The organism is Aquirufa nivalisilvae, assembly GCF_004307455.1.
Classification (GTDB): domain Bacteria; phylum Bacteroidota; class Bacteroidia; order Cytophagales; family Spirosomataceae; genus Aquirufa; species Aquirufa nivalisilvae.
In genome coordinates this window covers 534969-561869 of the sequence record NZ_SEWX01000005.1, presented here as the reverse complement: position 1 = coordinate 561869, position 26901 = coordinate 534969, and the positions used below count along the sequence as shown (strand labels likewise).

Genomic DNA, 26901 nt, shown 5'->3' with positions numbered 1-26901 from the left:
ACTTTGCAATCCTATTGCAAGCTAAGAACCATTCCATTTATGAGAAAAGAGTCATTTTTACAGCTCATTGCCTTTTTGTCGGATTATTTCACAAAGTCATCTAACAAGGAAAAAATAGAACTTTTTATAGATAGAGCTAAAAATGAGAATCCTTGGTTCTCTGAACACCTGATTCTTGAAGCCATGGAAGCGGTTCATCTTCAGTTTTTTGATATAAAATCTTGGGAAATATTTTTTGAGAATCATCCACACCAAGTTCATTCAAGTAAAAAAGTGGGCTTGATTTTGGCGGGTAATCTCCCGGCTGTTGGAATTCATGATGTATTGATGACTTTAGCTAGTGGAAATGAAGCTTGTATCAAATTAAGCTCTCAGGATAAGTCCATCATGCTGCTTTATGTGCAAGCAATGCAAGAATTTAGTGTCGATGCCCCCATTCAGTTGATTGAACGATTGCAAGGTATGGATGCCGTTATTGCCACTGGAAGTGATTTTTCAGGGTCCTATTTTGCTCATTATTTTGCTTCCACACCACATATCATACGTAAGAACAGAACCTCCATTGCTATTTTAGATGGTTCAGAATCTCAGGAGGATTTTCATCAATTGGCTAAAGATGTATTTTCTTATTTTGGTTTAGGTTGTAGAAATGTTTCTACCATCGCCATTCCTGAATCGTATGACCCCACTCCTCTTTTTGATGTGCTGACTCAGTATCACTGGGTGTTAGATCATACTAAGTATTCCAACAATTATCAATATCATAAAACCTTGTTTCTCTTAAATCAGATTCCTCATTTTGATTTAGGAAACTTATTGATTCAAGAAAGTCAGGATTTAGTCTCACCTGTAGGTGTGGTATATTTAAGGAGATATTCTTCTGAAGACGAATTAGAAGCTTGGATACATGCCTCAGAAGAAAAAATTCAGTGCATTGTTGGAGCAGATTCAGCCAAAAAGAATCAAGTGGGTTTTGGTAAAAGCCAAGAGCCAGGATTAAGCGATTTTGCAGACGGAATTGATACTTACGCCTTTTTGACCAGCTTGTCGTAAATGAGGTATTTTAATATATACGTTCCCAAAATACCCACTATAGCTCCAGTAATAACATCCAAGGGATAATGAGCTCCCAAGTAAACGCGGCTATAGGAGACTAGAAAAGCCCAAACTAATAATAAATTTCGCGCTATTTTGTTTTGGGTCAATATATAAAAGCCAAATGCTAAAGCAAATGAATTGGCAGCATGGGACGAGCAAAACCCATATAATCCTCCACAGCCATCTGGTAAATGGATCCAAGAGCTAAATGCTGGAACATGGCAAGGTCTTAATCGTTGAAAATACGGTTTCAAAACACTAGATGATATTTGGTCAGCCCAAACGATGCTCAAAACTAAATAAGATATGGATGCTAAAAATAGCTTTTGCTTTTGTTGGTATATGACGTATATCAAATAAAGGTACATGGGAACCCATATCCATCGATTGGATAATAGCACCATGATTTCATCCAGACCACTCGCATGCGCTTGGTTGATCCATTGAAATACATCACTATCCCATTGTGGCCACATGATTAAAACTGAAAAATTTCACGTACTCGTTGGATGGTAGCTTCTGCAATAGGTTTTACACGAGCCTCTCCTTCTTCTAATTTGGCTTCTATTTCATTAGGATTAGCCATATAATAATCGAATTTTTCACGGGCTTCTTTGAAATAAACCAAAACAGCCTCATATAAAGCTTGTTTAGCATGCCCGTATCCATAGCCTCCTTGTAAATAATTTGCTTTCATCGTAGCTATTTGCTCAGGAGATGCAACGAGTTGATACAATTTAAAGGTAATATCTTCGTCTGGATTCTTGGGATCTTCTAATGGAGTGGTATCCGTTACAATCTTTTTGATTTGTTTCAGTAAATCTTTTTCTGGCAAAAACACATCAATGTAATTGTTTAAAGATTTGCTCATCTTTTGACCATCGATACCTGGGATCGTCATGACATGTTCCGAAATTTCAGCTTCTGGGATGACGAAAACACTAAATGGTGAATAGTTTGAAATTTTATATTTAGAAATAAATTCAACTTTATCTTCATGATCAAAAGTGCCGTAATATGAACTTTCTGGTAAAAACTTAATCAAATTTGAATCAATAGATTCGGAAATTTTAATTATGTTATTTAAAATTGTGATATCCAGATTGTCCAATCTGATATTAGATGGCCTAGACAGGAAGTTGTTATTAACAGCAATGATTTTTTCATTTAAATGGAATATTTCATTTAATATTTGATTGGAAAAAACTTTATTTTCTTCAATCATTAATTCAAAATGAAATTTAAAATTTGAGTTAATTCTATTAATAATGATATTAAGATTATCAATTTTTTTAAATACTGAACCTAATATTTCATTAAAATCATTTTTGAAATTATTATAGAATAAACGATTAATCACCCCTGCCATATCCCTCGTCATTTCTATATGCTGACGCTGATCTTTACCTACTGGTATCAAATTGGCATCATACAATAAGATATCAGCAGCTTGTAAAACGGGATAAGTAAATAAACCCGCATTCACATCGGCCAATTTATTGGATTTATCCTTAAAACTATGCGCGTTCGCTAGCATCGGGAAAGGCGTCACGCAAGATAAATACCACAATAATTCCGTATGGTAAGGAGCCAATTTCGATTGGCGATAAAAATAGGTATGTTGGGTATCCAATCCACAAGCTAACCAAGCGGCAGCTATGGATAAGGTATTGGCTCGGATGGTGGCACCATCTTTTAAACTCGTTAAGGTGTGTAAATCGGCTATAAAAAGGAATGATTCATTACCCGTTTTCTTAGAAAGTTCAACCGCTGGTAGAATCGCTCCTAATATATTTCCTAAATGTGGTCTACCAGAAGACTGAATGCCCGTCAGAATGCGCATGCTTAAAAATTTAATGTTTTACAAAAATCAAGAAAATAGCGCGAAACTCCCAAAGTTTGCGGGCAAGTATTGACTAATTTATTTAAATTCGTTTATAATTTTTCATTAATAGGCCCATGTCCATTCCAAGTTCCCTTTTGACCTTTTTATCTGATTTAAAAGAAAACAATACAAGAGAATGGTTTGGTGAAAATAAGGATAGATTCCTGGAACAAAAGACGGCCTTTGATCAATTTACCATTCAACTCATATCGCTTTTTTCGGAGTTTGAAAACATGGATGGTGTAGAATTGAAGCATTGCTCTTATCGGATTTACCGTGATGTCCGCTTTGCCAAAGATAAGGCTCCCTATAAAACTTGGTTTTCAGCTAGTTTTTCAGAAGGTGGTCGCAAATCGGGTTTAATGGATTATTATGTTCACATTGAACCTGGTGGAAAATCCTTTTTAGGTGGTGGAATGTATAGCCCTACGCCCGAGCAATTGGCCTTATTTCGACAAGAAATTGATTATAATGCCAAGCATTTAAAAGGTATCATTCACTCTCCTACCTTTTTGAAGGTATTCGGGGAGCCTGTAGGCGATGCTCTAAAAACTATGCCCAAAGGATATCCAGTTGAACATCCTGAAATCGAATTGTTGAAGAAGAAACAATTGTTTTTTTGGAGGAAATATAGTGATTCCGAAGTGTTAAGTCCCTCGTTTGTTGAAACACTTATTCAAGATGCACAGGTATTAAAACCTTATCTAGATTTCTTGAATGCCATTTTTTTTGATAAAGAACCCTTTTCTATTAAGTAATATATGCAGTTTTCGCATTTGCACAATCACTCTCAGTTTTCCCTTTTGGATGGTGCGTCCAAGATATCTTCTATGTTTAAAAAAGCCAAGGCTGACAATATGCCAGCGGTGGCTATTACAGACCATGGAAATATGTTTGGAGTATTTCAATTTGTTGCCGAAGCAGGCAAACAGGGAGTAAAACCGATTGTGGGGTGTGAGTTTTATTTAGTGACAGACCGTCATAAGCAAAGCTTTACTAAAGAGCAAAAGGATAAAAGGTATCACCAACTATTTCTTGCTAAAAATCCTGAAGGGTATCAAAACCTAGTGAAATTATGTTCTCTAGGATTTATGGAAGGCATGTATTCCAAATATCCCAGGATAGATAAAGAGTTGGTTTTGAAATACCATAAAGGCTTGATTGCTACCACTTGTTGTTTAGGAGCTAGTGTCCCTCAAGCTATTTTGCGTGCTGGAGAAGCTGAAGCCGAAAAGGAATTTAAATGGTGGTTGGATTTATTTGGAGAAGATTATTACATCGAGGTACAGAATCACCATATTCCAGAGCAACAAACCGTCAATGAAGTCTTGTTGCGATTTGCCAAGAAATATAATGTGAAAGTTATTGCTTCCAATGATAGCCATTATTTGGATCAAAAAGATGCCAATGCACATGATATTTTATTGTGTATCAATACAGGAGAAAAGCAGTCCACTCCTACTTACAAGGATATAGAAGGAGATTTTGACATGAAAGGAAAGCGTTTTGCTTTTTATAATGATCAATTTTATTTCAAGACGACGGAGGAAATGACCCAATTATGGTCACACATTCCTGAGGCCATAGACAATACCAATGAAATCGTTGGTAAAGTGGAAACCTTGGAATTAAAAAAGGACGTGCTATTACCCAATTTTCAAATTCCAAGCACCTTTTTAAGTCAGGATGATTTCTTAGAACATTTGACCATGGAAGGCGCTAAAAAGCGTTATGTGGATATCAATCAAGAGATTGAAGAGCGTTTGCGTTTTGAATTGCATACCATTCGGACCATGGGATTTGCGGGTTATTTCTTAATTGTAGCCGATTTCATTAATGCAGGTAAGGATTTGGGTGTTTATGTGGGCCCTGGTCGTGGATCTGCAGCAGGTTCCGTAGTGGCATATTGTTTAGGTATTACTAATATCGATCCCATTAAGTACAATCTGCTATTTGAACGTTTCTTGAATCCAGATCGTAAGTCATTACCCGATATAGATACGGACTTTGACGATGAAGGTCGACAAAAAGTTATTGATTATGTAGTCGAGAAATACGGTCGCAACCAAGTAGCACATATAGCCACCTACGGTACTATGGCTGCCAAAATGTCCATTAAAGACGTTGCTCGTGTATTGGATTTGCCTCTTTCTGAATCCAATGCTTTGGCCAAATTGGTGCCAGATAAGCCGAAAATATCCCTGGAACGTGTGATTAATGCACCATTAACGGGTGATGGCAGTTTGGCAGATAAAGAAAATTTATCGAGTGAGGAATTAGAGCAAGTGAAGCAATTAAGGCAAATTAAGGCCGATGGAGGTTTAGCCTCTCGGGTTATTGAAAATGCCTTGGTTTTGGAAGGTTCCGTTCGAGGAACAGGAATTCACGCGGCGGGTATCATCATAGCCCCCAATGATCTAACAGATATTTTACCCGTTGCCACATCGAAAGACGTCACTTTATTGATTACCCAATTTGATGGTTCTGTTATCGAAAACGCGGGTGTAATTAAAATGGACTTTTTGGGCTTAAAAACCTTATCCATTTTAAAAGAAGCCATCCGATTAATAAAGCAAAATCATGGAATCATCATTGATTTGGACAGTCTTCCACTGGATGATGTAAAAACTTTTGAATTGTATCAAAGGGCTGAAACCAATGGTACTTTCCAGTTTGAATCTCCTGGGATGCAAAAGCACCTCAAAGATTTAAAGCCCGATCAGTTTTCTGATTTGATTGCCATGAATGCCTTGTTTAGACCAGGTCCTATGGTTTATATTCCCAATTACATTGCTCGTAAGCATGGAAGGGAAAAGATTGAATACGATTTGCCAGAAATGGAAGAGTATTTAAGTGATACATATGGTATTACGGTTTACCAAGAGCAGGTGATGTTGCTTTCTCAGAAATTGGCCAATTTCACCAAAGGTGATGCGGATGTTTTGAGAAAGGCCATGGGTAAAAAGGATAAGGCTACGATTGATAAAATGAAGGGTAAGTTCATGGAAGGTGGACAAGCTAATCAACATCCTGCCGATCGATTGGAGAAAATATGGACTGACTGGGAAGCATTTGCTCAATATGCCTTTAACAAATCGCACTCAACGTGCTATGGCTTAGTGGCTTACCAAACGGGATACTTGAAAGCAAACTATCCTTCTGAGTTCATGGCCGCGGTACTTTCCAATTCCTTGGGAAATATTGAGAAGATAACATTCTTCATGGACGAATGTAAACGCATGGTAATACCATTATTGGTTCCAGATGTAAATGAATCGGAAAGGTATTTTGCGGTTAATAAAAAGGGGCATATTCGTTTTGGTCTGGGTGCCATCAAAGGTGTGGGTGAAGCAGCCGTAGATGCCATTGTGGAAGAGCGGGCTAAAAATGGAGAATATACCGATATTTTTGATTTTGTTTCAAGAATCAATGTGCGTCAGGTAAATAAAAAAAGTTTAGAATCCTTGGCATTCGCCGGAGCTTTTGACTGTTTTTCAGAAATACCTCGCTCCCATTATTTTTATGTGGATCAAGAGAATACCACTTTTATTGAGAAGATTGTCAGATATGCCTCACGCATGGCTGAGTTAAAAGCTAGCGCTACCCAGTCTTTGTTTGGCGAATTAGGTGCTGGAACAGGCAATGACATAGCCAAACCTAGAATACCAATTGCCGAGCCTTGGTCAGTGATGGAGCAATTGAAAAATGAAAAAGAAGTGGTAGGTGTCTATATTTCAGGACACCCATTGGATGAATACCGAATAGAAATCAATAATTTCTGTAATTCTAGTGTCTCTCAATTGGAATTAAAAGGTGGAAATGTACAGTCATTTGCCGGTATTGTAACCAAAATGAATGTGAGAACATCTGGAAATGGGAATCAATTCATGATTTTCAGTTTGGAAGATTTTACGGGAACCACCGAGTTTGCTCTTTTTGCTAAGGATTATATTGAGTTTGAACGATTTATAGGACTCGATAGGCTTTTATTTATACAAGGAGTTTATAAAAATAAAAACTCTTATTCAGATCAAAAAGCATTCAAAATTCAATCCATTGAGCTATTATCAGAAATTTTGTCTTCGAGGACCAAGGAAATGAAACTTTCTTTGAACTTACATAGTTTAAACAAAACTTCACTAGATTATTTACTAGAAACCTTAGAAAGACATAAGGGAAATAAAAAGCTAGTGATCGAGGTATATGATGAGGTTGAAAGATTGCAACTTGATTTTATGTCGCGTAAAATGCAATTGAATATAGAAAAGTCTTTAATGGACGAATTGGCTGAAATAGAGAATATTACAGTAAAGTTGATATCTTAATTAGCCTGTTTATCCAATAGAAATAATAAAAATGTTAATTTTGAATCTTAATAATAAATAAATCATGGGAAAATACGTAGAGGCTACTGATGCCAATTTTCAAGAGTTAATAGGTTCTGATACTCCGGTATTAGTGGATTTTTGGGCAGAATGGTGTGGCCCATGTAAAATGATTGGACCAGTAGTGGAAGAATTGGCAGGTGAAGTAGAAGGTCAAGCGATTGTTGCTAAAATGAATGTCGACTTAAATTCAGCGGTACCAGCTTCTTTGGGTATTCGTTCTATTCCAACTTTGATGGTTTTCAAAAATGGAGAAATGAAAGAGCGTTTAGTAGGTGGAAACTTACCAAAATCAGTATTAGCTGAAGCTTTATTGAAGCACGCTTAATTTTTTGAAGAAACTTGTTCAATAGCCTGTAGCAAAATGTTGCAGGCTATTTTTATTTCCTCTACTGTAATTACTAATGGAGGAGCAATGCGAATGGAATAATCGCAAAACAAAAACCAATCGGTGATTAAGCCTTGTTCAATACAAGTATCAATGACAGCTTTAACAGTTTGGAAGGAATCCATTTCCACGGCTAGCATTAGACCTATTCCTCGAACTTCTTTGATACTTGGATGAATTAAAAGGTCTTTAAAAAGTCGACTTTTCTTTTCAACATCATCTAATAAACATTCCTCAAAGACCGTTTCTAAAGTAGCTAAAGATGAGGCGCAAGAAACGGGGTGACCTCCAAAAGTAGTGATATGCCCTAAAACAGGTCTAATAGTTAAGGTCTGCATGATATCTTCTGGAGCAATAAATGCCCCGATGGGCATGCCCCCTCCCATTCCTTTGGCAGAAAGTAAAATATCAGGTTCAATATCCATGGCCTGAAAAGCCCAAAATGTCCCTGTTCTTCCAAAACCTGTTTGTATCTCATCAATAATCAATAAACAACCAGTTTCTTGACATCGCTGCTTTAAGGCCTTAAAATAAGCCTTGGAAGCTAAACGCACACCTGATTCCCCTCCCACTATTTCGATGACTATAGCAGCTGTTTTATGAGTAATTTGAGTCAAATCATCCAGATTTCCATGTCGAATGTGGCGTATATCAGGCAAAAGGGGTCTGAAACTATTCTTAAAATTTTCATCACCAGCTAGCGACAAGGCACCTTGGGTAGCCCCATGGTATGCTTGAAAGCAAGATATGATTTCAGTTCTTCCCGTGAATCGTTTGGCCAGTTTCATGGCTCCTTCTACCGCTTCCGTTCCTGAATTGGTAAAATAGACTTGATTCAATTTTGAGGATTGGGTTGATTTAACTAGAGCTGCTGCAAGTTTGACCTGCGGGCTTTGAATATATTCTCCATAAACCATTAAATGCATGTAGTCATCTAATTGGTTTTTAATGGCAGAAATTACTTTAGGATGCCGATGACCCACATTTGATACAGCAATACCTGAAATTAAATCGATATAGGACTTTCCATGAACATCATATAAATAGATATGTTCCGCTTTTTCAATTTCTAAAGCTAGTGGTGCATCAGAAGTTTTAGCAAGATGATTAAGAAATAGTTGTCGATGTGTAATAGCCATAATCAAAAGAAAAACAAATTTATCTTCTTTACGTTAGGATTGGTAATTCTACTTACTACTTTATTTTACCCTTTGTCATAAAATCAGTTTACTTATAATATCTCATTCTATTTTTGTAGTAAATCCCTAAATATGAAATCCATAAAACTACTTTACTCTTTAACTATATTAATCGTTTTTGCATCGTCCGTAAATGCCCAACAAATTCATGGAATTATTCGAAACAAGCAAGGTGAAATAATGCCTTTTGCTACTGTTTGGGTATCGAATCTAAATAAAGGAACCACTGCCAATGAAGAAGGTAATTATTCGATTAAAACAGGGATTGGAAAACATACCTTGGTTTTTCGTTTTTTAGGACATAGTCCCAAGACTTATACAGTGGAATTAGAATCAGCGAATTCAGATAAAAAATTGGATGTGGTTTTAGAAGAGCAAGCTGTAGCCTTAGCAGAAGTCAATGTGGGAGGTTTAAAAGAAGATCCTGCCATTGGTATTATGCGTCGAATGATTGCTATGGCACCATTTCACTTAAAAGAATTAGATGCATATGAAGCCAAAGCTTATGTCAAAGGTTCGGGCAAGGTAACTGAAGTGAGCGCTTTGGTCAAAATGTTAGGAGGAAAAAAGATTGAAAAGGAAATGGGGGTAAAAGTGGGAAGCACTTATGTATTGGAAGGGATCAACCAAATCAGCTATCAAAAGCCGAATCGATTGCAGGAAAAGGTGATTTCGAATCGGAATAATCTTCCTGCTGCTATTAATCAAGGATTAAACTTACGCGTGACCCAGACCAATTTTTATCGTCCTAAAGTATGGGGAAGTTTATGGTCGCCCTTTGGTCCTCAAGCATTTCAACTCTATAAATTTGCCTATTTAGGTAGTTTTACACAAGATGGAATGACCATCAGTAAGATTCAGGTCCAGCCTAGAGCAAGCTACGATGATTTATTTGAAGGTACGGTACAAGTAGTAGAAGATACTTGGAGTATTTATTCATTTCAGCTAAGATTTAAAGATCCCAATGGCTCTTATGGCTTTACACAGCAAAATGCTTTATTTCAGGGTGTTTGGATGCCCATTCAATATGATTCACAAGTCAATTTTGATGCATTTGGTATCAAAGCCAATTTTAGGTACATCACCCAAATTAAGCAATATCAAATTAAGGTTAATCCAGCTTTTGTAGTCAAACCAGCTATTATCGAAGAACGATTAAATAAGGAATTAGCCAAGGAAATCAATCGAGAGAAAGTAAAAGATCCCAAACAGGCCTTGGGTAAAGAGCTTACTAGAAAGAAGTTAAAAGAAGTATTGAAGGAGGTAGATAAATTAGAGAAAAAAGAGAATTTGGCTAAAATGGATGGTTTGACTTCTGATTATACTTTTGAAGTAGATTCAATGTCGAGAAATAAGTCGGAAGGCTTTTGGGAAGAAGAACGACAAGTACCTCTAACGGAGGCTGAAAAAGTAGGATATAAAGAAGCGGATAGTTTATGGATAGCTGGTGCAGATAAACGAAGGAAAGATTCCATCAATGCCTTACCTAAATTCCATTTTGGCCAATTGTTCTCAGGGAAATTTTATAATTATGAAAAGAATTTGATCGGGAAAAGTTTGAATCTAAGTTCATTCGGTGGTGGATTTAATGCTGTGGATGGCTTTTATCTCGACCGAAGTTTAACTTATAGAAATCGATTTGGTAGAAATAACTATTTGACATTGGGTGGCAATGTGCGATATGCTTTTGCTCGTCATAACTGGAATGGTGATGTATTTTTGGAGCGTAATTTTGATGAAAATCGACAGTATTTGAAAGCAGAAATAGGAAGTAATGTTTTTCAAATAAACCGTAGTAATCCTATTTCACCATTTTTGAATATGTTTTATTCTTTATTAGTATCAGAAAATTATGTTCGCTTATTCCAAAAGAATTATGTGAGTTTGAACTATCAATATCAATTCACTCCAAGCATACGATTTCTTTCATTATTTGAATATCGAAATAGGGAAATATTGACGAATTCAGTGGAGCATGGTTGGTTGGATCAGGAAAAGCACTTTGAACCCAATATGCCATCCAATACAGCTTGGGGGAATCAAATCCCAGCTCGCGGTAATCAATTTGCTAGTTCATTAGGGTTTCGTTGGCAACCCAAAGCTACTTGGAATCGATTTAATGGCGTTCGGCGAATTAATAATAATGAAGGCCCATCCTTTAATTTCATTTATGCATTCGGAACAGGTGATGATCAATTTCAACGCTTGAATGTAGATTACAACCAGTACATTAATTTGGCTCGATTAGGTACATTGAATCTTCATTTTAATTATACCACATATTTACAAACGGCAACTAATTTTTTAGATTATACACACTTTAATGGCAATCAAACCATTTTTATAAGTGCAAACGATCAATCGTTTCGAGCATTACCATATTATGCATATAGTACAACCGATAATCATTTTAAAATGCATGTAAAATGGGAACCTCGGAAATTGATGTTGAGTCAATGGAATGTTTTGACTCAATATGGGATTCGAGAATATGTGGTTTACAATCGACTTCAATTACTTGCTGGGGTAAATCAAGGGGCATATCAAGAGCTTGTCTATGGTATTTCGGGAATAGGCAAATTTCTTGGTTTAGAGGTAGCTTATCCTATGAGTAATTGGGTTCCGGAGCGCTTCAAGCTCTTGCTTAGATTTCCTTTTTAGTTGTTTTATATGCCAAAATTCTTATTTTTGTAACAAATTTTTTTGGAATAATCTAAAACACACTTTATGGATTCAATTGTTTACTTAGTTCCTGCTTTTGGAATAGTAGGATTGTTGTACACGGCTTGGAAGTTTAGCTGGGTATCGAAGCAAGATGCTGGAAATGACACAATGAAAGAGCTTTCGGGTTATATTGCAGACGGTGCGATCGCCTTCTTGAAAGCAGAATGGAAAATATTAGCCTATTTCGCTATTCCCACAGCGATATTATTGGCATGGTTAGGAAATCAGGAAGGTCCTGGATTTCACTCTTCTCCCCTTATTGCAGTTGCCTTTTTAATTGGAGCTATATTTTCTGCTACGGCAGGTTATATAGGTATGATTGTGGCAACTAAAGCCAATGTTCGTACAGCAGAAGCGGCTAGAACTTCTTTAGCTAAAGCTTTATCTGTTTCATTTACAGGAGGTTCTGTTATGGGAATGGGAGTTGCTGGATTGGCTATCTTAGGTTTAGGAGGTTTGTTTATTACTTTCTATCAGATTTTTGCTCAAGGACAAGCGCTGACTTCCAATGAGATGAAAACGGCTATCGAAGTTTTAGCTGGTTTTTCATTAGGAGCTGAGTCAATTGCCTTGTTTGCTCGTGTTGGTGGTGGTATTTATACCAAAGCTGCAGACGTAGGAGCCGATTTAGTTGGTAAAGTAGAAGCTGGAATCCCAGAGGATGATGTTCGTAATCCGGCAACAATTGCGGATAACGTAGGAGACAATGTGGGTGACGTAGCCGGTATGGGAGCCGATTTGTTTGGTTCTTATGTAGCAACCATTCTTGCAACGATGGTTTTAGGACAGGAAATTGAAGTTAGCGATAACTATGGTGGCTTCTCCCCTGTTTTATTACCGATGTTAATTGCTGGTGTAGGTTTATTAGCCTCTTTAGTTTCTACCTTCTTTGTACGTATTAAAGATGAAACATCTTCAGTACAAAATGCATTGAACACTGGAAACTATTTATCTATTGCCATTACGTTTGTTACTTCCTATTTCTTAGTGAAGAACATCTTGCCTGAAACTCTGGTATTACGTGGATTTAGTTTTACAGCTATGGATGTATTTTATTCCATCATCGTGGGACTTGTGGTAGGGACCTTAATGTCAATCATTACGGAATATTACACGGCTATGGGAAAACGCCCAGTTGATTCAATCGTTCAGAAATCAGGTACTGGTCATGCGACAAATATCATTGGAGGTTTGGCAGTAGGTATGGAATCTACGGTATTACCTATTTTGGTATTAGCTGCAGGTATTTACTTCTCTTATTTCTTTGCTGGAATTTACGGGGTATCCATCGCTGCTGCGGGTATGATGGCAACTACTGCTATGCAATTGGCTATTGATGCATTTGGACCGATTGCAGACAATGCAGGAGGTATTGCTGAGATGTCACAATTGCCAGCTGAAGTTCGTGAGCGTACAGATAATTTAGATGCAGTTGGAAATACAACAGCTGCTACGGGTAAAGGATTTGCTATTGCTTCTGCGGCATTGACTTCCTTAGCTCTTTTTGCTGCTTTCGTTGGTATTTCTGGAATTACACAAATCGACATTTACAAAGCAGATGTGTTAGCAGGTTTATTTGTGGGTGGTATGATTCCATTCATTTTCTCTGCCTTGTGTATTTCAGCAGTAGGAAAAGCGGCTATGGAAATGGTGAATGAAGTTCGTCGTCAGTTCCGTGAGATTCCAGGAATTATGGAATATAAGGCTAAGCCAGAATATGAAAAATGTGTTGCTATTTCTACCGAAGCATCTATTCGTCAGATGATGTTGCCAGGAGCCATTGCATTATCGGTACCAGTTATCGTTGGATTTATCATGGGACCTGAAGTATTGGGAGGTTTATTAGCAGGTGTTACTGTATCAGGTGTGTTGATGGGTATTTTCCAATCGAACGCAGGTGGTGCTTGGGATAATGCCAAGAAATCATTTGAGAAAGGAGTATTGATTGATGGAGTAACTTACAAGAAAGGTTCGGAGCCACATAAAGCTGCTGTTACTGGAGATACTGTGGGTGATCCTTTCAAAGATACTTCTGGTCCATCCATGAACATCTTGATTAAATTAATGTCGATCGTTTCCTTGGTTATTGCTCCTTATATTGCAAAAACAGATGGTAAAGTTTCTCATGTAGAGAAAGCACCTATTGTGATGAAAGTAGTAGCTAAGAAATAAGTATCATCTAGTTATTTTAAAAGAGGTCAATCCGTCAGGGTTGACCTCTTTTAGTTATTAGATATTAGGGTTTAGTGTTTTATTAATAATTAATGAACAATTTATATCCCCAATTCGATACTCAGTAAATCCTCTAATAACTAATAACTAAAAAAGCCTTCCGATTGGAAGGCTTTTTTGAATCTCTATCAGAAAGATATTCCTAGAATTAAGCAGTTAATTTACCTCTTAATGCTCTTGGGATATCGATCGTTGCAACTGGGTTAGACATTGGATTCAATATCTCACATCCTTCAACAACTAATTTGTTAACTTTTACTGTTTGTCCTAGATCTAATCCAGAAATATCAGCAGTAACAAAATCAGGAATGTTTTCAGCTAATCCTTTCAAAGTTACTTTACGTAACTTTTGGATCATTTTACCCCCTTTAATAACACCTGGAGAGTTTCCAATAATTTTGATAGGTACATCGATCTTGATAGCTTTGTTATCAACAATTTCTAAAAAGTCAACGTGTAAAATCATTTCATTTACTGGGTGAAACTGCGCATCTTGTAAAATAGCGCGGTATACATCACCTTCTATGTTTAATGCTACTTCGTAAACATCTGCTGAGTAAAGTAAATCACGGAAAAGGATCATTGGAACAGCGAAGTGAACCTGCTCTTTTCCACCATACAATACACAAGGAGCTAAAGCTTCAGTACGCAAATCTTTTGCGCCCTTACTTCCGAGATTCGCTCTTTTATACCCTACAATCTCTAATTTTTTCATGTTGTTTTTGTTAAGTTTCCAGTCTTTCGCTTTTTGCTATCCCCTGAAAACGGTTGAAATTAATATTTAATAAATAATGAACTGATAGATTCGTGATCTCGAATTCTTCCGATTGCTTTTGCAAATAATTCTGAAACGGTAAGAACTTTAATTTTGGCGCATTCTTCTTTTAGTGGTATGGTGTCTGTCACTACTAATTCCGTTAACACAGAATTAGAAATGTTTTCATAAGCCTTACCAGATAAAACTGGGTGAGTCACAATTGCTCTCACCGATTTAGCACCTTTGTCCATGATCAATTGAGCGGCTTTACACATTGTACCACCTGTATCAATTAAATCATCTACTAAAACGACGTTTGCACCCTCCACATCACCAATTAATTGCATGGATGCAATTTCATTAGCACGTTTTCTGTGTTTGTCGCAAATAACCATGTTGGCGTTGAAAAACTTCGCCATGTTTCTTGTTCTAACCACACCACCCACATCAGGAGAGGCAAAAGTTAGATTTTCAAGTTCTAAGGATTTCAAATAAGGAATAAAAATGGCCGTTCCTTCCAAGTGGTCCACTGGAAAATCCATGAAACCTTGAATTTGACCGGCATGTAAATCAATCGTCATTAAACGATCAGCGCCAGCAGCAGTCAACAAGTTGGCAATTAATTTTGCACCAATACCTACTCTAGGACGATCTTTACGATCTTGACGAGAGTATCCAAAATAAGGAATAACCGCGGTAACATAGTGTGCGGAAGCTCTTCGGGCTGCATCAATCATCAATAGTAATTCCATCAGATTATCGGCCGATGGGAATGTAGACTGAATGATAAATACATCACAACCACGTACAGACTCATCAAAACTTGGAGACATTTCTCCATCTGAAAAGCGCAATGTAGTGGCTGCACCCAAATCTTTTCCGTAGTATTTAGCAATTTCTTTGGCCAAATAATTGGACGCTGAACCTGAAAATATTTTTACTGCATTAATCGCTGCCATCTGGAAAAATTAAGGAACAATGGTTGGTTTATCTGAAATAAGGCGCAAAACTAGTGAATTTTGCGCCCTTTTACAATTTTATACTTTATTTAATCGATGCACGAATGATATTCAAAGCTCCACCAGCTTTAAACCACTCAATTTGCTGTGCATTATAAGTATGATTAACAGGGAAACTATCTGTGCTTCCATCTGCGTGAACTAATTCAATTGTTAATGGCTTTTCAGGAGCAAAATCATTCAAACCAACAATATTAATGCTGTCATCTTCTTGGATTTTGTCGTAATCAGCTTCATTAACAAATGTTAAAGCTAACATACCTTGCTTTTTCAAGTTCGTTTCGTGAATACGAGCAAATGATTTTACTAATACAGCACGAACGCCTAAATGACGAGGTTCCATAGCAGCATGCTCACGAGAAGAACCTTCACCGTAATTGGTATCACCCACTACGATGGTTCCGATTCCTGCAGCTTTATAAGCACGTTGAGTATCAGGTACAGCACCATAAGCTCCTGTTAATTGGTTTTTAACATTGTCTGTTTTTTCATTAAAGAAATTCACAGCACCAATCAACATATTGTTGGAGATATTGTCTAAGTGTCCACGGTATTTCAACCAAGGCCCAGCCATGGAGATATGGTCAGTGGTACACTTACCTTTTGCTTTAATTAATAATTTTAAGCCTTTCAAATCAGTTCCTTCCCAAGCTGAGAATGGAGCTAATAATTGAAGACGATCAGAAGTTGGAGCTACTTTAACTTGAACACCTGATCCATCAGCTGCAGGAGCTTGATATCCAGCATCCTCAACAGCAAATCCTAATTTTGGTAATTCATCTCCTGTTGGAGCTTCTAATTTCACTTGTTCTCCTTTTTCGTTAGTCAACGTATCAGTCAAAGGATTGAAAGTTAAATCACCTGCAATAGCTAATGCTGTTACGATTTCTGGTGAAGCTACAAAAGCATAGGTATTTGGGTTACCGTCGGCACGTTTGGCAAAGTTTCTGTTAAAAGAGTGAACAATGGTGTTCTTTTCTCCTTTTTCAGCACCTGGGCGAGCCCATTGTCCTATACAAGGTCCACAAGCATTTGAAAATACAGTGGCACCGATGGAATCAAATGTCGAGATAAAACCATCTCTTTCGATCGTGTAACGTACCTGCTCAGATCCTGGAGTTATGGTAAATTGTGCTTTAGTTTTTAAACCTTTCGCTGCTACTTGTTTAGCTAATGATGCTGCACGAGCAATATCTTCATAAGAAGAGTTAGTACATGAACCAATCAAACCAACCTCTACTTTAGTAGGCCAGTTGTTTTTGATCGCTAATTCTTTCAATTTAGAAATAGGCGTAGCCAAATCTGGAGTGAATGGACCATTTACATGTGGTTCCAATGCATCCAAATCAATTTCAATTACTTGGTCAAAATAAGCTTCTGGATTGGCATAAACCTCAGAATCAGCCGTTAAATGCTCACGAATGCCATTTGCTAAAGCAGCAACGTCAGCTCTACCTGTAGACTCTAAATAACGAGCCATTGAATCATCATAACCAAAAGTAGATGTGGTAGCACCAATTTCCGCTCCCATGTTACAAATGGTTCCTTTTCCTGTGCAAGACATAGATGTAGCTCCTTCTCCAAAATATTCAACCACACATCCAGTACCACCTTTAACCGTTAAAATACCTGCTACTTTTAAGATAACATCTTTGGCAGATGTCCATCCGTTTAATTTACCAGTTAATTTAACACCAATCAACTTAGGGAATTTTAATTCCCAAGCTAAACCAGCCATTACATCACAAGCATCAGCTCCACCTACACCAATGGCAATCATACCTAAACCACCTGCATTTACAGTGTGGGAGTCTGTACCAATCATCATTCCACCTGGGAATGCGTAGTTTTCTAAAACAACTTGGTGAATAATACCAGCTCCTGGTTTCCAGAAACCAATACCATATTTATCTGAAACAGATGATAAGAAATCATACACTTCTTTATTCTTGTCAACCGCCACTTTAAGGTCAGTTGTAGAAGCTACTTTAGCTTCAATTAAGTGATCACAGTGTACAGTAGAAGGAACGGCAACTTGCGGACGACCTGCCTGCATAAATTGCAATAAGGCCATTTGAGCCGTCGCATCTTGCATCGCAACACGGTCTGGAGCAAAGTCCACATAGGAACCCCCACGCGTAAATGTGGTAGAAGGGGTACCTTCCCACAAGTGACTGTAAAGAATTTTTTCCGTTAAAGTAAGCGGTTTTCCTGTCAATGCACGTGCTGCGGCAATTCTAGCCGGCATGCGGTCATAGACAGCTTTAATCATTTCAATATCAAAGGCCATGAGTCAATGTTGGTTTTAATAAATTGTTCGTAAAATTAATAGATTACTGCCACCTTTTTGCCACTTTTTGTAAATATCATTTCCTTTGCACCAGTTTTTTGTGAATTTTACATTTTAATTGAGTTTTTATCGAGTAAATTCTCGTTTTTGAAACCATTGTTAAGCCCAATTTGAGATTTAAGCAGATTTCTTCTTTTTGTTTTCTCGTTTTCTTTTCTGGAAGCATGGCAGCCTTCGGTCAAAAAACCAATGCTATGGATAGCTTGATCAATAGGGCTTTGGAATTAGCACCTCAACATAGTGCGTTGATGGGGCAATTTTCAGCGGAGGTTATAACGAAAGAAAAAGGTCGTTTTAATCAGGTTCTTGGCTTAGCTAAAAATCGATTGAAAAAAAATGAAGGAATTCAGGAAGGCCAATGGTATGGAAATCAAACACATGCTAAAGTATATGTAAAAAGTTTGAATCAAATGATACATGAGGTCATTGATGTCAAAGGATTTCAAAAAAAATACCCTAGGCCTACCCTATTTTTCTGGCCTGACTTCTATCAAGATTTCATTGGTACTAATTGCGTTTCTCCTTTGAATTATCATGGTCGAGATTATTATTCTTATGATTATCAAGGAGATACCTTGGTTGATGGTCAAATTGGTTACCAATTTAACGTTAGACCATCCTCCTCTGGAGATCGGTTGTTTTCAGGTAAATTGACATTAAGTAAGACGGGTTGGATTATTCGTTGGGAAGCTCAAGTAGAGTCTGATGCTTTACTTTATCACATGGATTTGCAACATCAATGGGTAAATCAAGCTTGGCTACCTAAATCAGCTTACTTTAAATTGGAAGGTGGACTCATGGGCAATTATGGGGAATTTCTTTTACAAGAAGAGGTTCAACAGAAACCTCAAACTTGGAAAGCAGAATCAGGATTTCAAATTCCCAACCAATCCCAAGAGCGTTTAAATATTGCAGAAATAGGATTTGATGAGGTCTTTGCAACCCAATTGTTAGGTAATTTTCATCAATCATTATTAAGAAAATGGAAATCGCGCCCGCAAAGTGGACTAGTTACTTTGGACTCCGTTCGATATGTGAAGCGGGAAGAAGTTTTACACAATACCCAAGAAGATCAATTTTTCCAAGGGTCTATGACTTCCAATTTATTAGAAGCATCCATTGATACGTTGAGAAAAAGTCCTTTTTCTTTGAATCAATTGCTGTTTTCAAAATCGTTCTATTACGGTCCTCGACAAAAGGATTTTTATCCATTTGAGATATACTATAAATCTCCTGTATTTGATTCGAATTTCAATACGGTGGAAGGTTTTGTTGCTAACGCTGGATTAGTATTTAGAAAACGTTGGGCCAGGTATCGATTTTTAGAAGCAGAATTTTTGGGAAGGAGATCCTTTGGTTTGAATCGAAATACGGGATACATTAAATTGAGATATAAGACTGATTCATTTGATATTTCCTTAGCTCAAGGGGATTTTGTCCAACAAATGAATCCAGATAATTCCATTTCTCCTGAGATGAATTCCCTTTCAACACTTTTGTTGAAAAATAATCAAATGAAAATCTATCGCAAAGAATATTGGAATTTAGCTCTCACCAAGCGTTTTTCTTCTAAATTTTTCTTTAAAAGTAGTTTTGAGTGGTCGCGCAGAAGTCAAATGGATAATACGACGGATTATTATTGGTTCAATTACCTGAACCGTAAATTCACGTCGAATAATCCTCAAAATGAGGAATATAAGCAAGATGGATTTCAAACTCACAATTCATTTATAAGTCAAATTACCTTAGGATTTAGACCATTCTTAACTCAGTATTATCGTAACCATATTCGAGAAAGCGAATGGGGCTCTTCTCCTCTTATTTTATTCAAATATCGTGCAGGATGGAAAGGTGTAGCTGAATCATCAGCTCCATTTACGATGGTGGAGTTATCGTATTTACAAAATATGGCACTTTCTCCATGGGTAAAATCTGGTTTTATCATCAATGCTGGTACATTCATAGGGGAAGCACCTCAGTATTTTGTAGATTTTAAGCATTATAATGGTACGATGAATTTGGTACAGGCTGGAGAAATGTTGGCGTCCCACCGACTAGTCGGCTACTACCAAAATTTCACATCAGGGGCTAATCAGCGACTGAATGTAAATCACTATTCATATAGTACTGCTGGTGCTTATGTGGAAGGATTATCTTTATTTCAGTTTTCTAATTTGTGGTTGAAACCCATTTTAGGAATGAAAAAGTCCTATGTGAAAGAATTGTTGATTGCCAATACGGTATATATCCACAATCAAAAACTTTTATACTCTGAAGTCGGTTATGGATTAGATGGTTTATTGAAAATATTTCGATTAGAGGCAATTGGAAGTTTTATCAACGGTCAATTTAATTACGTCGGATTACGCTTAAATCTTAATTCAAGAATACGAATTGGTAATATCCCAGATTAATTGAACAAATAGATTTTTTTTGATTGCTTCTTTATCATTGGCTAGAAATTCATTTTAAGCAAGTATATTTGAGGTCATTTTTTAGTTTACATTATTCAATTTAATAGAATGGCAAAAAATTTGGTCATCGTGGAGTCGCCTGCAAAAGCTAAAACCATCGAAGGGTATTTGGGTAAAGATTTTGTGGTGAAATCTTCGTTTGGTCACGTGAGGGACCTTCCTATCAAAGGCGATAAGGCAATTGATATAGAGCATGACTTCACGCCAACCTATGTGATATCACCCGATAAAACCAAAGTGATTTCAGAATTGAAAAGTTTAGCTAAATCATCTGAAGAAGTTTGGTTAGCAACTGACGACGACCGTGAGGGAGAATCCATTTCTTGGCATTTAAAGGAAGCATTAGGATTAAAAGATGATACAAAAAGGATTGTCTTTAGAGAAATTACGAAATCGGCTATTCAAAACGCGATTTTAGCTCCTCGAAAAATAGATATGGATTTGGTGAATGCTCAACAAGCTCGCCGTATCATGGATCGATTAATAGGATTTGAATTATCACCTGTTCTTTGGTCTAAAGTTCAAAAAGGTCTTTCTGCAGGACGTGTACAATCAGTGGCAGTTCGATTAATTGTTGAAAGAGAGAAGGAAATTGAAAAGCACGAAAGTGTAGGAACCTATAAAATTTCAGCCTTATTCAATTTGCCTGGCAAAAAGGTGTTGAAGGCCGAATTACCTAAGAATTTCGCGACAGAAGATGAAGCAGTCGCTTTTTTGAAAAAATGTGTTGGTGCAGACTTTAGTATCAAGAGCTTAGAAACGAAACCCGCTAAGAAATCTCCCGCACCTCCATTTACTACGTCAACTTTACAGCAAGAAGCATCCAGAAAATTGGGGTACTCGGTAGCTACTACCATGCAGATTGCTCAAAAATTATATGAATCAGGACGTATTTCTTACATGCGTACTGACTCAACCATGTTATCTCAAGAAGCTAGAGATAAGGCAAAAGCAGCCATTGAGGCAGCTTATGGTGCTAAATTTCATCATGCTCGCCAGTTTAAAACTAAGAGTGAAAGTGCACAAGAGGCTCACGAAGCCATTCGTCCTACTGATTTTGAAGTAAATTCTATATCAGGTGATGCACGTGAAAAACGTTTATATGAATTAATTTGGAAACGGGCCATTGCTTCTCAAATGTCAGAGGCTGTGATTGAACGTACTACGGCTCAAATCCAAATTTCTAGCACTTCAGAATTGTTAATTGCACAAGGAGAAGTGGTTACTTTTGAAGGATTTTTAAAGGCATATTTAGAAGGAAAAGACGATGAGGAAGAAGATGAAAATAAAGATATGCTACCTCCTTTATCCATTGGTCAAGTACTTGACTTATCGGAATTAAAGGCCCAGGAGCGTTTTTCTAGACCAGCGGCCCGCTATACTGAGGCTAGTTTGGTGAAAGCATTGGAAGAAAAAGGCATTGGCCGTCCTTCTACCTATGCTCCTACTATTTCTACCATCATCAAGCGAGCTTATGTGGTAAAAGAAGATCGTGCTGGAAAAGAACGTGAGTTTCAAACGTGGATATTAAAAGATCAAGAGATTGTTGGTCAAAAGAATACCGAGGTTGTTGGAACAGAAAAAGCTAAACTATTTCCGACTCATATAGGTACCTTAGTTACTGATTTTTTGGTTGAGAATTTTGAAGATGTTGTGGATTATACCTTCACAGCTGAAATGGAAGATGAGTTTGATAATGTTGCCAAAGGAAAATTAGCCTGGACGCAATTAATGAAGAATTTTTATGGTTCTTTCCATCAAACCATTGAAGATAGCAAGTCGATTTCACGTAGTTCTGTTGGTGGAGGAAGAGAATTGGGAGTTGATCCAGTTTCAGGAAAGAAAATATCGGTTCGTTTGGGAAAATTTGGACCATTCGTTCAATTAGGGGAATCTGGAGAAGACGAAAAGCCTGTTTTTGCTAATCTTTCGAAAGACCAATCCATTTCTAATCTAACATTAGAAGAAGCTATTGCTTTATTAGAGCGTCCAAAATTACCTCGGGAAGTAGGAATTCATGAGGATAAACCTTTGATTATTGGTGCAGGTAAATTAGGTCCTTACATTAAGTATGACGGCAAATTTACTAGTTTACCAGACATAGAAGATCCATTTACCTTAGATATGGCTGGAGCTATTCGTGTGTTAGAATCAGCACAAAAAGTGGCTGAAGCGGAAAGTCTAGGTACTTTTGAAAATGAATTAATTTCTACCGGAAAAGGTCGATTTGGCCCATATGTTAAACATGCGGGGAAATACTATTCATTAGGTAAAACAGATAATTTGGCTAGTTTAACTTCTGAACGAGCTATTGAAATCATTTTAGCTAAGCGTAATTTAGAAGCCAATAAATTCATTAAAGAATTTGCAGAAAATGATCAAGTAAAAATTGTCAATGGTATGTATGGTCCATACATTCAAATAGGAAAACGCAATGTCAAAATTCCTAAGGATCAGAATCCTTCTGAATTGACATTAGAACAGTGCTTAGAACTGGGTGAACAAGCTCCAGCACCTAAAAAAGGTAGAAAAAAGTAATATTAACATTTAATTTAAGGGTATGAGTCAAATTATTGATGGCAAATTTGTTTCTGAAACAATGAAAGCCTCGATTGCCAAAGAGGTACAAGAATTAGTAGCAGCAGGTCATAGAGCACCTCATTTAGTAGCTATTTTAGTGGGAAATAATGGCGCATCTGAAACCTATGTGGCTAATAAAGTCAAATCTTGTGAAGAATTAGGATTTACGTCTACCCTTTTACGTTTTGAACCAAGCATTACAGAAGCTGAATTGTTGGCCGCTGTTCAAGGTGTAAATGATAATCCTGATATGGATGGTTTGATTGTTCAATTACCCCTACCCGATCATATTAATCCGGATAAAGTGATGGAAACGATTCATCCTTCTAAAGATGTAGACGGATTTCATCCAATCAACATAGGTCGAATGGCTAAAGGCTTACCTGCTTATATTTCAGCCACTCCTCAAGGGGTATTGGATTTATTGGCTTATTACAATATTCAAACGGCCGGTAAACATTGTGTTGTAGTCGGTAGAAGTCAAATTGTAGGTTTGCCAATGTCGATTTTGATGCAAAGAAACCACCCTCAAGGAAATTGTACAGTTACATTGACTCACTCAAGAACTCCTAACTTGGAAGAAATTTGCGCTCAAGGTGATATTGTCATTGCCGCATTGGGTAAACCAGAGTTCATTAAAGCGGCACACATTAAAGATGGAGCTGTGGTGATTGATGTAGGTTTGACCCGAGTAGTAGACGAAAGCAAAAAATCAGGTTTTGCTTTAAAAGGAGACGTGGATTTTGCAGATGTAGCCCCTAAATGTTCTTACATCACTCCAGTACCTAAAGGTGTAGGTCCAATGACAATTGTTTCATTAATGAAAAACACCTTATTGGCTGCCAAAGGGACAATTTATCCCAAAAATTAAGCCCATTTATATGTGATTATAATAGCGATGAAAGACTCCCAAAGGAAGTTTTTTGTCGCTATTGTCATTTAAATAGAGTTCTCCTGATTCGGCACTTGAAGGCACATCAAATATACCATTCATGAGATTTTCAACCACTAAAGTGGAGAAACCAAGTGAATACACATTACTTAATAACAAGTGCTCTTCTGGATCCAATATTTCTTTGACAGAAAGTAATAAATCTTCAATTTGCTCTTCTAACACCCATTTTTCACCATCAGGTCCACGTCCATAGGCTGGAGGATCTAGCAATATTCCTTGATAGAAATTACCTCTTCTAGCCTCTCTTTTGACAAACTTTAGGGCGTCTTCAGCCATCCAACGTATGCCGTCAAGTTTGGATACTTCCATATTTTCTCTAGCCCATGATAATACAGGCTTGACAGAATCTACATGGGTTACTTCTGCTCCCATTTGTCGACATACCAAACTTGCTCCCCCTGTATAGGCAAATAGGTTTAAAAACTTGGGATTGGGTCTTTTAAAGAGAGGAATTTTTTCTGCCAAAAACTCCCAATTGGAGGCTTGCTCAGGAAATAATCCCACATGTTTAAATGAGGAAAGAGAAATTTTGAAAGAAAGTTGAAGGCGATCAGATTGATAAGGCATGAACCATTTGTCGGGTACTTTGCCTTTCACTTCCCATTGTCCACGTTCCTGGCTTCCCTTTTCCTTTTTAAAATGGGCATGACTCAATTTTTGCCATTCATTTTCAGCAAGTGATTTACCCCAAATAGCCTGAGGTTCAGGCCGTCTAACGGTGAATTCTCCAAATTTTTCCAGCTTTTCAAATCCACCTGAGTCGATTAACTGATAATTATTTCCCCAAAATTGAGGTGTTTCAATGGCAATGGATGTGGACTGCTTCAAAATTATTTTTGGATTTCTATCTTATTTAAATAATATACCGATCGGCGACCTTCTTCGTTGGAAATCGTCTGGTATCCATTGGCTAGGAAATAGGGTCCAAACCAATAATTTAACTCAGAACGACTACTTCTTCTGATTTTGTCACCCTCATTTTCCGTACTGATGTTTTGTATACTCTCACTTTCTGATTTACCTTGATTTTTAATGGTCTTGGTAATAATTTGATTATCTAAGTTAAAGGAAAGTACGATTTGATCTCCCTGAATGGATGTTTTGATTTTTTGAATCAATTTAGGTTCTTTAAGGTCTTTCATGTCAATGCAGTGATCCCAAAGTAATTCTCCTTTTTCATCCAATTCAACGATAACCGCATGGGTGTAAACCCAACCATCAAATTGTTGTTGGTTTCCATAATAATTGTATCCACGGTATCCCCAAGGACTATAATAACTTGAATAAGGGGAATACAAACCATAATATCCATAACCCCAACGGTAGGGATTATACATCATGCTCCATGGTGAATAAAAGCTTCCTAAGCCCATCATTGAGCCATAAGGGCCAAAATTATTGTATTTGTAATCAGGATAAAATGCTTCAGCCACCACTATGTAGTGATCTCCCTTTTTAATGATTTCATGAATTAATAAACGATAATCAAGTCGAAGATCCTCACCCTTACTTTCCTTATCCTTGATTTTCTTCTCTTGTTTTTCTTTTTGTTTGGGAGTCAAGAAATTAAAGAAGTTCGAAAATTTAGTAAAACTATGAAACTTAGATTGAAGCAATTCCCCATCTAAATATGAGTTAAAATAGATCCCTTGAGAACTTGGTCCTTTAGATGAACCAATGGTGGTCTTGTGCCCATAAGTGCCCACAATTACCTGCAACGAGTCATTTAACTGAGTTGATTTTGCATTCATCATAGCAAATTCTTCATTGGGATTCATGACAATTTGTCCAATTTGTCCGCCATCTTCATCAAATGATTTAATGATTAATTGATAGTTTTTAGCTCGATTTCCAACAGAATAGGTCACATTTACCTGCTGTTGGATGGAGTCTAAATCCATGGACTGAATCTCTGCTTGTCCTTTAACTACGGAAGGAAGAATTCGGGTTTTGCGTTCTTTTAAATTGGTAAATAAAATGACAGGTTGATTATTGACAATTCCACCAATGAACAAAGACTCGTTTAAGGCTTTAAAATTGGAAATTTCCATTCGATCCACGGAATAGATTTGGAATTTTTCAAACGAACCTTTCGATACATTAACACGCACTATTTGGTAGGAATTACTCTTAAATCGACTGAATAATAGATTTAACGATTTACCGTCGAAACTATAATTTACATAATCCAAGCCATTATCAATTGTTCCAGAGGTATACCAAACTTGCTCCAAGTTGGTGGAGAATTTTTGTATACTAAATTCTTGCTTGCCTAATTGGTTTAAGATGATAACTCCCTGATTACCAATAGGTATGGTGAAGGATTCTAAGTCTTTACCTCCTACTGGAAATTCAATTCGTTGACCAACTTGGGCTTGCGCTTGAAACAAGGTTGAAAGCAAAAGGCTACACAACACTAGCTTGAATTGATGAAAACGTTTCATAATATTTATTCTGTTAGGCTCATGATAATATCAAATTCAGGCTTGTCAACTGGCGTTACTGAAAGTCTAGATTGCTTTAATAAGGCCAAATTCCCTAAGCGATCATCTGATTTCATCTGTTTTAAGGTTACTGTTTTATTAAACTTCCTTATAGGAATCAGTTCAACAACTACCCAGCGAGGATCATCCGTGGTAGGATCAGGATAATGTTCCTTACTTACCTCGGCTAATCCAACCACTTCAAGGCCTTCATTGGAATGATAAAAATACACCCAATCACCCTTTTTCATGGCCATCAAGTTATTTCTGGCTTGGTAATTTCTTACTCCATCCCAAACGGATTTACCTTCTTTAACGAAATCATCCCAAGAATATTTGAAAGGTTCTGATTTTACTAACCAATGATTCATA

General features: G+C 37.1%; 18 protein-coding genes and 1 pseudogene. 9 read left to right on the top strand and 10 right to left on the bottom strand.

The genetic code is table 11. The features are described from left to right. Positions 1-39: 39 nt before the first annotated feature. The gene (locus EWU22_RS09290) at positions 40-1053 is read left to right on the top strand and encodes an acyl-CoA reductase (RefSeq protein WP_130925307.1); all 1014 of its coding nucleotides are present in this window, start codon (positions 40-42) and stop codon (positions 1051-1053) included. On the opposite strand, the gene EWU22_RS09285 is transcribed toward EWU22_RS09290, so the two are convergent. The 3 genes and pseudogenes from EWU22_RS09285 to trpS form a co-directional block, all read right to left on the bottom strand. Further along, positions 1026-1574 carry a phosphatase PAP2 family protein gene (locus EWU22_RS09285; RefSeq protein WP_130925306.1) on the bottom strand — a complete coding sequence of 183 codons (549 nt, stop codon included), beginning with the start codon at positions 1572-1574 and terminating at the stop codon, positions 1026-1028. The two genes, EWU22_RS09290 and EWU22_RS09285, sit on opposite strands and share 28 nt — an antisense overlap. A gap of 2 nt (positions 1575-1576) precedes the next feature. Next, a complete protein-coding gene (locus tag EWU22_RS13560) occupies positions 1577-2323 on the bottom strand; it encodes a tryptophan--tRNA ligase (RefSeq protein ID WP_262708125.1) in 747 nt (248 codons plus the stop codon). Between the two features lie 111 nt (positions 2324-2434). After that, positions 2435-2941, bottom strand: a pseudogene (gene trpS / locus EWU22_RS13500) (tryptophan--tRNA ligase); the annotation flags it as partial. Positions 2942-3057: 116 nt separating this feature from the next. On the opposite strand from trpS, the gene EWU22_RS09275 reads away from it, so the two are divergent. The 3 genes from EWU22_RS09275 (at position 3058) to trxA (ending at position 7696) form a co-directional block, all read left to right on the top strand. Next, on the top strand, positions 3058-3741 hold the full coding sequence (locus EWU22_RS09275; RefSeq protein ID WP_231962867.1) for a DUF2461 domain-containing protein: 684 nt from the start codon (positions 3058-3060) through the stop codon (positions 3739-3741). 3 nt (positions 3742-3744) lie between these two features. Continuing rightward, a complete protein-coding gene (dnaE, locus tag EWU22_RS09270; protein ID WP_130925305.1) occupies positions 3745-7308 on the top strand; it encodes a DNA polymerase III subunit alpha in 3564 nt (1187 codons plus the stop codon). Positions 7309-7372: 64 nt separating this feature from the next. Then, positions 7373-7696, top strand: coding sequence for a thioredoxin (gene trxA / locus EWU22_RS09265; protein ID WP_109323049.1), 324 nt, complete (start codon positions 7373-7375; stop codon positions 7694-7696). Here trxA and EWU22_RS09260 read toward each other — a convergent pair. Next, the gene (locus EWU22_RS09260; protein ID WP_130925304.1) at positions 7693-8895 is read right to left on the bottom strand and encodes an aspartate aminotransferase family protein; all 1203 of its coding nucleotides are present in this window, start codon (positions 8893-8895) and stop codon (positions 7693-7695) included. The genes trxA and EWU22_RS09260 overlap by 4 nt on opposite strands. Before the next feature lie 132 nt (positions 8896-9027). On the opposite strand from EWU22_RS09260, the gene EWU22_RS09255 reads away from it, so the two are divergent. Together EWU22_RS09255 and EWU22_RS09250 are read left to right on the top strand one after the other, a co-directional pair. Further along, positions 9028-11616, top strand: a complete 2589-nt coding sequence (locus tag EWU22_RS09255; RefSeq protein ID WP_130925303.1) for a DUF5686 and carboxypeptidase regulatory-like domain-containing protein — start codon at positions 9028-9030, stop codon at positions 11614-11616. Between the two features lie 66 nt (positions 11617-11682). Continuing rightward, positions 11683-13851: a sodium-translocating pyrophosphatase gene (locus EWU22_RS09250; protein WP_130925302.1), complete on the top strand. Its 2169-nt coding sequence runs from the start codon at positions 11683-11685 to the stop codon at positions 13849-13851. A gap of 208 nt (positions 13852-14059) precedes the next feature. On the opposite strand, the gene EWU22_RS09245 is transcribed toward EWU22_RS09250, so the two are convergent. The 3 genes from EWU22_RS09245 to EWU22_RS09235 form a co-directional block, all read right to left on the bottom strand. After that, positions 14060-14626 carry a 50S ribosomal protein L25/general stress protein Ctc gene (locus EWU22_RS09245; RefSeq protein ID WP_109323045.1) on the bottom strand — a complete coding sequence of 189 codons (567 nt, stop codon included), beginning with the start codon at positions 14624-14626 and terminating at the stop codon, positions 14060-14062. A gap of 59 nt (positions 14627-14685) precedes the next feature. Beyond that, positions 14686-15627, bottom strand: a complete 942-nt coding sequence (locus EWU22_RS09240; protein WP_109323044.1) for a ribose-phosphate pyrophosphokinase — start codon at positions 15625-15627, stop codon at positions 14686-14688. Positions 15628-15712: 85 nt separating this feature from the next. After that, entirely contained in the window at positions 15713-17977 is a 2265-nt protein-coding gene (locus EWU22_RS09235; RefSeq protein WP_130925301.1) for an aconitate hydratase, read from the bottom strand. A 224-nt stretch (positions 17978-18201) separates the two neighbouring features. On the opposite strand from EWU22_RS09235, the gene EWU22_RS09230 reads away from it, so the two are divergent. The 3 genes from EWU22_RS09230 to EWU22_RS09220 all read left to right on the top strand — a co-directional run bounded on the left by EWU22_RS09230 (position 18202) and on the right by EWU22_RS09220 (position 23962). Then, positions 18202-20451, top strand: coding sequence for a DUF5686 family protein (locus tag EWU22_RS09230; protein WP_130925300.1), 2250 nt, complete (start codon positions 18202-18204; stop codon positions 20449-20451). A 108-nt stretch (positions 20452-20559) separates the two neighbouring features. Further along, positions 20560-23049 carry a type I DNA topoisomerase gene (gene topA, locus EWU22_RS09225; protein WP_130925299.1) on the top strand — a complete coding sequence of 830 codons (2490 nt, stop codon included), beginning with the start codon at positions 20560-20562 and terminating at the stop codon, positions 23047-23049. Positions 23050-23071: 22 nt separating this feature from the next. Further along, entirely contained in the window at positions 23072-23962 is an 891-nt protein-coding gene (locus EWU22_RS09220) for a bifunctional 5,10-methylenetetrahydrofolate dehydrogenase/5,10-methenyltetrahydrofolate cyclohydrolase (protein ID WP_130925298.1), read from the top strand. Positions 23963-23968: 6 nt separating this feature from the next. Here the strand turns inward: EWU22_RS09220 and EWU22_RS09215 are convergent, their stop codons facing one another. The 3 genes from EWU22_RS09215 to EWU22_RS09205 are packed head-to-tail and all read right to left on the bottom strand — an operon-like array spanning position 23969 to position 26900. Then, the gene (locus EWU22_RS09215) at positions 23969-24874 is read right to left on the bottom strand and encodes a class I SAM-dependent methyltransferase (protein WP_231962864.1); all 906 of its coding nucleotides are present in this window, start codon (positions 24872-24874) and stop codon (positions 23969-23971) included. 2 nt (positions 24875-24876) lie between these two features. Continuing rightward, positions 24877-26490 (bottom strand): hypothetical protein, encoded by a 1614-nt coding sequence (locus EWU22_RS09210; protein ID WP_130925297.1) that lies wholly within the window; start codon positions 26488-26490, stop codon positions 24877-24879. A gap of 5 nt (positions 26491-26495) precedes the next feature. Then, a complete protein-coding gene (locus tag EWU22_RS09205) occupies positions 26496-26900 on the bottom strand; it encodes an EVE domain-containing protein (protein WP_109323038.1) in 405 nt (134 codons plus the stop codon). Between the last annotated feature and the right edge of the window lies 1 nt (position 26901).